The organism is Amycolatopsis sp. NPDC043887 (assembly GCF_056435665.1).
In genome coordinates, this window is sequence record NZ_JBWKEB010000032.1 from 1 (window position 1) to 10553 (window position 10553).

Genomic DNA, 10553 nt, shown 5'->3' on the forward strand with positions numbered 1-10553 from the left:
TCCGCGACGACCTCCACGAAGCCTTCCTCACCATCGGCTGCGCCATTATCTGCTGGCGCCGACTCAAAGCCCACTCATTCTGTTAGGACCCCTAAACGCGGTCAGCCGCCGAACATCAGCCGCCATTCGTCCAGCGACTTCGGCCGGAACACGAAGTTCGTGTCCTTCACCCGCGACAGGTTCGCCGACGGCTCCGCCGAGTACTGGTGTCCCGGGTAGACGACCGGATCGCCGTCCAGTCCGGCCAGCCATTGCAGGCTCCGGTAGATCGCCTCCGCGTCCCCTCCGGGGAAATCGGTCCGGCCGCAGCCTTCGAGGAACAGAGTGTCGCCGGAGACGAGCTTCCCGTCGACCAGGAAGCACTGGCTGCCCGGAGTGTGCCCCGGCGTGTGCAGCAGCCGGATCGGCACCGCGCCGACCTCCAGCACGTCGTCGTGTTCGTGCGAGCGCAGATCGGTTCCGGAGACGCCGGTGATCCGGCGGACCCACTCGGCCTCCGCGCCGTTGACGTGGATCGGCACCTGGACGCGTTCCAGCAGTTCCGCGATCCCCGGCAGCGAGAAGCCCATCATCTCGCCGCCGACGTGGTCGGGGTGGTGATGCGTGGCGAGGACACCGGTCAGCCGCATGCCGTCGGCTTCCAGCAGGTCCAGCAGATCACCGACCGCGTACGCCGGGTCGACGACGACGGCCTCGTTCGTCTCCCGATCGCCGATCAGATAGGCGAAGTTGACCATCTGCGTCGCGACGGGATCCCCCACCGCGAAGTCACGGCCAGCGAGCAATTGCCGGAAGTACAGCCTGTCAGCCATGCGGACACCTTACGGCGCTACTCCCCCGTCGTTCCGTCGGCCAGCTCCCGAAGGATGTCCAGATGCCCGACGTGCCGGGCGGTCTCCTGGACGACGTGCGCGAGCACCCAGCGGACGGTGAACTTGCCCGACTTGCGCGCGCGATCGTCCGGCGAGACCCCGGCCAGCGACGATTCCGCCAAGGCCCACTCGGCGCGGTACGCCTCGACGACGGAACGCGGATCGTCGTCCTCGGTCAGGTCCCAGCTCGGATCCGGTGAGCCTTTCCACAGCGAAGGCAGGTCCGCGCCGCCCGCTTCGATCGAGAGCCACCAGCGCTCCACCGCGGTCAGATGCTTGAGCAACCCCAGCGCGCTCATCCGCGGGGACGACGGCAGTGGTGTCGCGGCCGCCTGGTCCCTGGTCAGCCCGGCGACCTTGTTCACCGCTGTCGCGCGGAGGAAACGCAGGAAGTCCCACTGGAGCCCGGCTTCGTCCTCGGCGATCCCGTTCGGCCAGGCGCGCTCCACCGGCTCGGCGGCGCTCGAACCCGTGTTCGACATGCGGTCACTGTACACATACGGCGATCTCGCGTGACTGAAGGCGTAACTCGCGTGCTTGAAGGCGTAACTCGTGAGTTACGCGCCCAATCACGCGAGATCGCCCTTTGATCACGCGAGTTACGTGCCCAATCACGTGAGATCCCCGTGTGGACACTGCGGGGCTAGGCTCACGGTTCATGTGGTGGGGTTTGGTTTGCGCGTTCTTCGCGGCCTGTGCGTACGGCGTCGCTTCGGTGATGCAGGCGATAGCCGCGAAAGCGACGTCGGGCGCGGAAGATCGCGTCGATCCCCGCCTGCTCGTGCGGGTGCTGCGGCAGTGGAAGTTCGTCGCGGGTCTCGCGCTCGACGTCATCGGGTTCGTCGCCCAGGTCGCCGCGCTGCGGGTACTGCCGCTGTTCGTGGTCCAGGCGGCGCTGGCCGGAAGCCTCGCCGTGACGGCGGTGGCCGCGCGGACGCTCGGAGTCCGGCTGGGGCGTCGCGAGTGGACGGCGGTCGCGGTCGTCTGCGCCGGGCTCGCGTTGCTCGGGATGTCCGCGGAAAGCGAGGGCTCGGCGTCGACCGGGCTGGGTTTCCGGCTCGTGCTGATCGGTGCGGTCGTGGTGCTCGGCACGGCCGGGATGTTCGCCGGTCGCGCGTCGCGCCGGATCCGGACACCGGCGCTCGGGTTGATCGCCGGCCTGTGCTTCGGCGTGGTCGCCCTTTCCGGGCGCGCGCTCACCAGCCTCGCCCCGCTGGATCTGCTGACCGACCCGGCGACGTACACGCTGGGTGTGGCGGGTGCGCTGGCGATGTTGTTCTACGCCACCGCGTTGCAGCGCGGCAGTGTCACGACGTCGACCGCGATGATGGTGATCGGCGAGACCGTCTTCCCGTCCCTGATCGGGGTGCTCGTACTGGGCGACACCACGCGACCGGGGTTCGCGGCCGTGGCGGCGGTCGGGTTCGTGCTCGCGGTTTCGGCGGCGCTCGCGCTGGCCCGCTTCGGCGAGCCCGCGCCGATCGAGCCGGTCAGCGCGCAGCTCGGCTGACCCCGCGCCGGGACACCAGCAGCCAGGCCAGGTACAGCCCGCCGATCGCCCCGGTGACGAGACCGACGGGCAGGCCCGCCAAGAACTGCTGGGTGATCAGATCGCTGGTCACCAGCAGGAGCATGCCCATCAGCGCGGCCGCGGCGAGGCCCGGCCCCGAAGACCGCGTGAGCCGCTTCGCCAGCTGAGGCGCGGCGAGTGCCAGGAACGCGATCGGACCGGCGGCCGCCGTCGCGATCGAACACAGCCCGACGCTGACCCCGAGGAGCACGACCCGGCTCCGCTGCACCGGCACGCCGAGCCCCTTGGCCGAGTCGTCCCCCATCTCCAGCAGGGAAAGCCTTCTGCCGTAGACGAAAGCGGGCGGAAGCAGGACGGCGATGGCGATCGCGACAGGGCCGACATGCTCCCAGCCGCGCCCGTTGAGCCCGCCGACCAGCCACGCTTGCGCCGCGAGACCGTCCTGCCAGGAGGCCCTGGTGATCAGGTAGGAGTTGAACGCGATGAGCATCGCGTTCACCCCGATACCGACGAGGATCAGCCGGAAGGTGTGCACGCCGCCCTTCAGCGCGAGCAAGGCGATCAACGCCGCAGTCGCGACCCCGCCGACCAGCGCTCCCAAGGACACCTGGAGCATGCCGCCGTGCACCACGATGATCGTCAGCAGCGCACCGGCGGCCGCGCCTTCGGTGAAGCCGATGAAGTCGGGGCTGCCCAAGGGATTCCCGGACAGGCTCTGCAGGATCGCGCCGCTGACCGCGAGCGCGCCGCCGACCAGCAGCGCGGTCAGCAGGCGAGGCAGCCGCAGGGTGGTCACGATGAACTCGGTGCTCCGGTCGCCGAAGCCGAACAGCGTCTGGATGACCTCGCCGACGGACAACGGGTAGTCGCCGGTGGTCATGCTGACCGCGCCGAGGAAGAACACGGCGATGGCCAGCAGCGCGACGACGATCGCGGCTCGCGGGGTGACGCGAAGGGAAAGTCCGCCGCCCGGGGTGCGCAGGACGCGGGTGCTCATCCGTGGGTGCTCCTTGATCGCGGTCACAGCCTGGCCAGCTTCCTGCGGCGGCAGAGCGCGATGAACACCGGCGCGCCGAGGAACGCGACGACGATGCCCGCCTGCAGTTCCTCCGGCGGGTTCAGCACGCGGCCGACGACGTCGGCGCCGATCAGCGCGATCGGCGCGAGCAGCATCGAATACGGCAGGACCCAGCGCTGGTCCGGGCCGACCAGCATGCGCGCGGCGTGCGGCACGGCGAGCCCGAGGAACAGTACGGGTCCGATCGCCGCGGTCCCCGCACCGCAGAGCAGCATCACCACGACCGCGCCCAGCACCCGGGTGCGGCCCACGTGGGCGCCGAGCGCCTTGCCGGTCTGGTCGCCGAGCGCGAGGACGTTGAGCGGCCGGGCGAGCAGCAGCGCGATGATCACGCCGACCGCGACGAACGGCGAGATCTGCAGGAACACGTCCCATTTGCGGCCGCTGAGCGAACCGACGTTCCAGAAGCGGAACTGGTTGAACGTCTCGGGCATCAGCAGCAGGATCCCGACGATGTAGGCCTGGAGCACGGCCATGACGGCCGAACCGGCGAGCACGAGCCGGTCCGGCGTGGCACTGCGCCCCGCCGAGCCGAGCACGTACACCACGACCGAGGCGATCGCGGCGCCGGCGAAGGCGAACCAGATGTAGCCGAGCACGCTGGTGACCCCGACGAACGCGATCCCCGACACGACCGCGGCCGAAGCACCGGTGTTGACGCCGAGCAGGCCGGGATCGGCGAGCGGGTTCCGGGTGAGCGCCTGCATCACCGCGCCCGCCAGGCCGAGCGCCGCCCCCACGACCACGCCCAGCAGGGTCCGCGGGATACGGAGGTCGTGGATGATCACCGCGTCGGTCGAGCCGTCGTTGTGCCACAGCACCGACCAGGTCGAGGTGAACGGGATGCTCTTCGACCCCACCCAGATACTGAGCAGGAACACCAGCGCGAGCAGGGCGAGCCCGACCACCAGACCGCCGGCGCGGAACGTCCGTGCCGCCGCGCTGGGCGGGGACGCCGCAGCGGGCGGGCGTTCGGTGACGACCACGGAACCTCCTTCGAGTGAGGCGAGGCTAACCGAACGCCGGAGTTCACCTCAACGAGCTACCTACTTAGACTAGCCTTACCTTCCCCACCACGAACGGAGGCGCCGGTGACCGCAACGGCCACCACCAGCCGGAGTGTCCTGCGGCAGGCGATTTCCGGGCAGCGACGGCGGGTCACTCTCGCCTCCGTGCTCGCCGCCGGGCACCAGGGCGGTGAAGCCCTCGTCCCGGTGATCATCGGTGTGGTGATCGATCAGGCGGTCGACGGCGGTTCCGTGGGCACGCTCGTGTTCTGGATCGCCGTGCTCGGCGTGATCTTCGCCGGACTGTCCTACAGCTACCGGTTCGCCGCGCGCGCGGCCGAGGGCGCGTCGCTGCGGGCGGCGCACGACCTGCGCATCGCGATCAGCCGACGGGTCCTGCATCCCGGTGGCGGCGCCGACAAGGGCAAGCTGGCGGGCGAGCTGGTCAACATCGGCACCAGCGACGCGCAACGCGTCGGGGTGGTGAACGCGGCACTGCCGTTCGGGATCGCCGCGCTCGCCGGGGTGCTGGTCAGCGCCATCGCGCTGCTGCGGATCTCGCTTCCGCTGGGGCTCCTCGTGCTCCTGGGCACACCTCCACTGCTGTACCTCGCGCATCTCATCGGCAAGCCGCTGGAGCGTCGCAGCGAAGCCGAACAGGAACGGTCCGCGCACGCCTCGGGCGTCGCCACGGACCTGGTGTCCGGCCTGCGGGTGCTCAAGGGCATCGGCGCCGAACCCGCCGCGGTCGCCCGCTACCGCGACACGAGCCAGAGCTCGCTCAAGGCGACCTTGCGCGCCGCGCGGGCCAAGGCCTGGCACGACGGCGCGGTGCTCGCGCTGACCGGCGGCTTCATCGCGATCGTCGCCCTCGTCGGCGGGCATCTCGCGGCGTCGGGCTCGATCAGCGTCGGCGATCTCGTCGCCGCGGTGGGGCTGGCCCAGTTCCTGCTCACGCCGTTCCTGATCTTCTCGTGGGTCAACGGCGAACTGGCGCAGGGCCGCGCGTCGGCGTCCCGGGTCGCCGACCTGCTGACCACGCCGGTGGCGGTCGAACCGGGTGACGGCGAACTCCCTTCCCCCGCCGGCGGGAACGTCCGGTTCACCGAGGTCTCGTACGGCAGCCTCCGCGGCGTCGACCTCGAAATCCCGGCCGGGCAGCTGATCGGCGTCGTCGCCGCGGATCCGGCAGCCGCGACCGATCTGCTCGACTGCCTCGGCCGCGCGGGAGATCCGGCCGAGGGCAAGGTCCACGTCGACGGCGTTGATCTGTCCACTGTGGATCCGGAGCGAGTGCGGGAGGTCGTCCTGGTCGCCGCGCACGACGCGGACCTGTTCGAAGGGACGCTCGCGGAGAACGTCCACGCGGACGGCCTTTCCTCCGACGAGGCGTTGGCCGCGTCGGCCGCGGACGAGGTCGCGGCGGCCTTGCCGGACGGCACCGCGACTGCGGTCACCGAACGCGGACGTTCCCTCTCCGGCGGCCAGCGGCAGCGTGTCGCGCTCGCCCGCGCGCTCGCCGCGGACGCGCCGGTGCTCGTCGTCCACGACCCGACGACGGCGGTCGACACGGTCACCGAGGCGAAGATCGCCACCGGGTTCGCCCGGCTACGACGAGGACGGACCACGATCCTGGTGACCACGAGTCCCGCCCTGCTCGCCGTGGCCGACCGCGTCGTCGTCCTGGACGGCGGCCGGATCACCGGCGAGGGCGGCCACGCCGAACTCGCCCGCGATCGCGCCGACTACCGCGCGGCGGTGCTGTCATGACCCGTGAACTCCTCCCCACCGCCGACGGCAAGCGGATCCGCGCGGTCCTCGGCGAACTGCTCCGCACCTCGAAGGCCCGTGCCATCGGCGCGCTGGCGATGCTCGTCGGCGCGACCGCGATCGGGCTGCTCACCGCCCGGCTGCTCGGCCACATCGTCGACCTGGTCATCGAGAAACGGCCCGCGACCGAGCTGACCACCCCCGTGGTGGCACTCGTCCTGGTCGCCGTCGCACAGGCCATCGCGACCGCGTTGGGTGTCTCGCTCACCGCCAAGCTCGGCGAAACACTGCTCGCGGAACTCCGCGAACGGTTCGTCGACCGGGCGCTGGGGCTCCCGCTGGAACAGGTCGAACGCGCGGGCTCCGGCGACCTCACCGCCCGCGTCACCAACGACGTCACGGTGGTCGCGAGGGCGGTCCGCGAAGCCCTGCCCGAACTGGGTCGCTCGGTGCTCACCATCGTGCTGACCCTCGGCGCGCTCGCCGTGCTCGACTGGCGGTTCCTCCTGGCCGCGCTGCTCGCGACACCGATCCAGCTGCACACCGTCCGCTGGTACGTCCGCAACGCCGTCCCGTTGTACGCGAAGCAGCGGATCGCGACGGGTTCGCAGCAGCAGCAACTACTCGACACGATCGGCGGCGCGAAGACCGTCCGCGCGTTCCGGCTCGCCGACGCCCACGTGGAGCGGGTCCGGCAGCGGTCCGAGGGCGCGATGGACCTGATGCTGCGCGGTGTCCGGCTGATGACGAAGTTCTTCGCCCGGCTCAACCTTGCCGAGTTCGTCGGTCTCTCGGCCGTACTCGCGGCCGGCTTCCTGCTGGTGGGCGCCGACGCCGTGACCGTCGGCGCGGCGACCGCGGCGGCGTTGTACTTCCACAGCCTCTTCGGTCCGATCAACACCGCGCTGGCGCTCGTCGACGACGCGCAAGCGGCCGCCGCGAGCCTCGCCCGGCTGATCGGTGTCGCCGATCTGCCCGCGCCGCGCGAACCCGAACGGCCGGCGAAACCCGTCGACGCCTCGGTGAAGGCGGCGGGCATCTCCCATTCCTATGTGGACGGTCATCCGGTGTTGCGGGACGTCGATCTCAGCCTCTCCCCCGGTGAGCGGGTCGCGCTGGTCGGCGCGAGCGGGGCGGGCAAGACGACACTGGCCAAGCTGATCGCCGGGATCCACACCCCGGCCTCGGGGACCATCGCCGTCGGCGGGGTCCCGCTCGACGAACTCGGGCCGTCCGCCACGCGGCAGGCGGTCGCGCTGATCAGCCAGGAGGTGCATGTCTTCGCCGGTTCGCTGGCGGACGACCTCCGGCTCGCCCGTCCCGGCGCTTCCGACGCGGAGTTGCTGGCGGCGCTGGAAAAAGTCGGCGCGCGCGGCTGGGCGGAGGCGCTGAGCGAAGGCCTCGCGACCGTGGTCGGCGAGGGCGGGCATCAGCTGACCGTCACCCAGTCGCAGCAGCTGGCGCTGGCGAGGCTGGTGCTCGCCGATCCGCCGATCGCGATCCTCGACGAGGCGACCGCCGAAGCCGGCAGCGCGGGGGCGAAGACCCTCGAAGCCGCCGCAGCCGCGGCGCTGGAGGGCCGGACCGGTCTGGTCGTCGCGCACCGGCTGACGCAGGCCGCGGCGTCGGACCGCGTCGTCGTGCTCGACGCGGGCGTGATCGTCGAAAGCGGGACGCACGACGAACTCGTGGCCTCCGGCGGTCACTACGCAACGCTCTGGGCGGCCTGGTCGGACAACCGTTCACGGACGTGATCCGGGACGCACCGTCACCGGTTGCAATCGGGCGGTCGGCGTCTTAGGTTAGCCAAACCTGATCCTCGATTAATCCGGCATTCCGCCGGACAGCCGATCACGAAGGACGGACGATGGCCCGAATCCCCACCCTCTCCGCCGTGCGCGGGCGCCTGAAGACCGCCGGCCTGCTGGCGTCCACCCTGGTGCTGGCCGCCTCGCTCACCGCATGCGGAGGAGGCGGCGAGTCGGCCACCCCGGCCGCGCAGAACTCTGCCGGCTCCGCGGTCGACGCGAACGCGTTCCCGACCACGATCGAGCACAAGTACGGCAGCACCACCATCACACAGGAGCCCAAACGCGTCGTCACGGTCGGCCTGACCGAGCAGGACGCGCTGCTCGCGCTCGGCGTGGTCCCGGTCGGTGTCACCGAATGGCTCGGCAAGTTCCCCGGCACCATCGGCCCGTGGGCGACCGACAAGCTCGGCGGCGCCGCGCTGCCCGAGGTCCTCAAGGACGTGGACGGGCCGCAGTACGAGAAGATCGCCGCGCTCAAGCCGGATCTGATCATCGCGCTGTACTCCGGGCTCACCAAGGAGCAGTACGACAAGCTGAGCCAGATCGGCGTCCCGGTCGTCGCGCAGCCGAAGGAGTACAACGACTACGGCATCCCGTGGAACGAGGCGACCAAGAAGGTCGGCCAGGCCGTCGGCCGCGCCACCAAGGCGAACGAACTGGTCAAGGGTGTCGAGGACAAGTTCGCCCAGGCCCGCAAGGAGCACCCGGAGTTCGCGGGCAAGTCGGCGCTGATGGCCTCGACCTACGAGGGCTACTTCGTCTACGGCAGCCAGGACGGGCGTTCGCACATCCTCGAATCGCTCGGCTTCAAGCTGCCCGCCGACCTCGACGCCGTCATCGGTGACAAGTTCGGCAAGAGCCTCAGCGCCGAGCGGACCGACCTGCTCGACCGCGACGCGCTCGTGTGGCTAATCGACACCCCGGCCAAGGCGCAGGAGATCCTCGGCAAGGACGCGCTCTACACCGGCCTGAAGGTGGCGAAGGAGAAGCGCGAGGTCTTCATCGAGAACGAGGGCACCTATGGCAGCGCGGTCTCCTTCGTGACCGTGCTGAGCCTGCCGTACGTGATCGACCGGATCGTCCCGCAACTCGCCGCCGCGGTCGACGGTGACCCGAAGACCGAGGTCAAGCCGGCGAACTGAGCCGTTCGTGCGCGTGAAGGCCTCCTTCCCTACCCCTCGAAGCGGGGAAGGAGGCCTTCGCTACCTTCAGGGCCGCCCACGGTCGCGAGCAGGCCGAGTTGGTCGTGAATGCCTACCCATTGCTGTCGCGCCGCTGACGCGGGGCGTCCATGAAGGATTTGGGACGTTGAGTGTCCCAAATCCTTCATGGACGCGAGACCGCCCCGCTCCCCAGCCGCACCCCGAATCGCCGCTCACGACCCGCAGCACCGGCGCCCACTCAGTGCGGGAACCCCCAGGAGTCGTGCAGCGGAACGGTGATCTGCTTCAGCCACGTCTTGGTGGTGAAGTCGCGAGCCTTGATGACCACCGAGAACGGCGAGACCTCCACCTGCAGCCCCTGGTTGAACGCGCCGCCGAGGGACACTTCCCCGCCCTTGCCGTCGTCCGTCCAGCCGGTCTGCACGGCGGCGGTGTTGACGACGGTGAACCCTTCGAGATTGCCGGTACCAGGCACCACGCGGCGGACCACCCAGTCCGACAGGTTCAGATCCCAGTGCGTGTGCCCGGAGAAGAGGAACACGTCCCGGTGGCGGCCGAGGATCGAAAGCAGCCTGTCGGGCTGGAGGTAATCGGACCGGTAGAGCTTGTTGTGCGTGCCCGAAACGGTGTTGGGCAACGGATGATGCGTCAGCACCATCACCGGGCTGCGCCGGTTCGACCAGTACCGCAGGCGTTGTTCGAGCCAGGTGAACTGGCGGTCGCTCATCCAGACCTCGTCCCACAGCTTGGGGTCGTGGTACTTCGCGTACCGCTCGGTGCCGAGGCAGAGCACCGGAACGCCGCCGAACGACGTCTCGTTGTAGACGGTGTTGCGGCCCGCGAACCGGTAGAAGCCGCGGAAGAGGGAATCCTCGGTCGTCCCGTTGGGCCAGGTCTCCTGGGCGAGGGTGTCGGGATCCCGCCATTTCGGGACGTAGAACTCGTGGTTGCCGATGGCCCACGCGACCTCGCGCGGATGCGGGTGCTTGTCGAACGTCGCGCGAAGCTGGGCGTACTCGAAGTCGTAGCCGCGCGGGGTGAGGTCGCCCGCGATGCCCAACCCGGCGCTGCCCGGGTTGATCGCGTGCAGGTCGTCGAGCGCCTTGCCGAAGTCGGTGAGGTCGCCCTGGATGTCGCTGAGGACGTTGAAGCGGACGACCGGCCCATGCGGGCCCCGCTTCCCCTGTGTCCGCGGTTGCGCCTCCGCCTGACCCGGCAGCATCGCTGCCCCTGCCGCCGCACCACCGGCGGTCACCATGAACGCTCTTCGATCCATAACCCGAACGCTACTCACGTTTTATGGCCGGATTCTGAACAACGC

The 10553-nt window shown here is 70.1% G+C and carries 9 protein-coding genes; 4 read left to right on the top strand and 5 right to left on the bottom strand.

The window, feature by feature from the left end; all coding sequences use genetic code 11:
- Positions 1 to 101: 101 nt before the first annotated feature.
- The gene (locus AC069H_RS41940) at positions 102 to 812 is read right to left on the bottom strand and encodes an MBL fold metallo-hydrolase (RefSeq protein ID WP_465536689.1); all 711 of its coding nucleotides are present in this window, start codon (positions 810 to 812) and stop codon (positions 102 to 104) included.
- A gap of 17 nt (positions 813 to 829) precedes the next feature.
- Entirely contained in the window at positions 830 to 1354 is a 525-nt protein-coding gene (locus AC069H_RS41945; RefSeq protein ID WP_478236046.1) for a DinB family protein, read from the bottom strand.
- A 176-nt stretch (positions 1355 to 1530) separates the two neighbouring features.
- On the opposite strand from AC069H_RS41945, the gene AC069H_RS41950 reads away from it, so the two are divergent.
- The gene (locus tag AC069H_RS41950; RefSeq protein ID WP_478236047.1) at positions 1531 to 2382 is read left to right on the top strand and encodes a DMT family protein; all 852 of its coding nucleotides are present in this window, start codon (positions 1531 to 1533) and stop codon (positions 2380 to 2382) included.
- On the opposite strand, the gene AC069H_RS41955 is transcribed toward AC069H_RS41950, so the two are convergent.
- Together AC069H_RS41955 and AC069H_RS41960 are read right to left on the bottom strand one after the other, a co-directional pair.
- Positions 2363 to 3400: a FecCD family ABC transporter permease gene (locus AC069H_RS41955; RefSeq protein WP_478236048.1), complete on the bottom strand. Its 1038-nt coding sequence runs from the start codon at positions 3398 to 3400 to the stop codon at positions 2363 to 2365. The two genes, AC069H_RS41950 and AC069H_RS41955, sit on opposite strands and share 20 nt — an antisense overlap.
- A 23-nt stretch (positions 3401 to 3423) precedes the next feature.
- A complete protein-coding gene (locus AC069H_RS41960; RefSeq protein WP_478236049.1) occupies positions 3424 to 4467 on the bottom strand; it encodes a FecCD family ABC transporter permease in 1044 nt (347 codons plus the stop codon).
- A gap of 105 nt (positions 4468 to 4572) precedes the next feature.
- Here AC069H_RS41960 and AC069H_RS41965 point away from each other — a divergent pair, with 105 nt between their 5' ends.
- From AC069H_RS41965 to AC069H_RS41975, 3 genes are all read left to right on the top strand, one after another.
- The gene (locus AC069H_RS41965; RefSeq protein ID WP_478236050.1) at positions 4573 to 6258 is read left to right on the top strand and encodes an ABC transporter ATP-binding protein; all 1686 of its coding nucleotides are present in this window, start codon (positions 4573 to 4575) and stop codon (positions 6256 to 6258) included.
- Positions 6255 to 8012, top strand: a complete 1758-nt coding sequence (locus tag AC069H_RS41970; RefSeq protein ID WP_478236051.1) for an ABC transporter ATP-binding protein — start codon at positions 6255 to 6257, stop codon at positions 8010 to 8012. The genes AC069H_RS41965 and AC069H_RS41970 overlap by 4 nt, the downstream gene beginning before the upstream one ends.
- Positions 8013 to 8125: 113 nt before the next feature.
- A complete protein-coding gene (locus AC069H_RS41975) occupies positions 8126 to 9211 on the top strand; it encodes an iron-siderophore ABC transporter substrate-binding protein (RefSeq protein ID WP_340682195.1) in 1086 nt (361 codons plus the stop codon).
- Positions 9212 to 9470: 259 nt separating this feature from the next.
- Here the strand turns inward: AC069H_RS41975 and AC069H_RS41980 are convergent, their stop codons facing one another.
- On the bottom strand, positions 9471 to 10508 hold the full coding sequence (locus AC069H_RS41980) for a metallophosphoesterase family protein (RefSeq protein WP_478236052.1): 1038 nt from the start codon (positions 10506 to 10508) through the stop codon (positions 9471 to 9473).
- Positions 10509 to 10553: the final 45 nt, after the last annotated feature.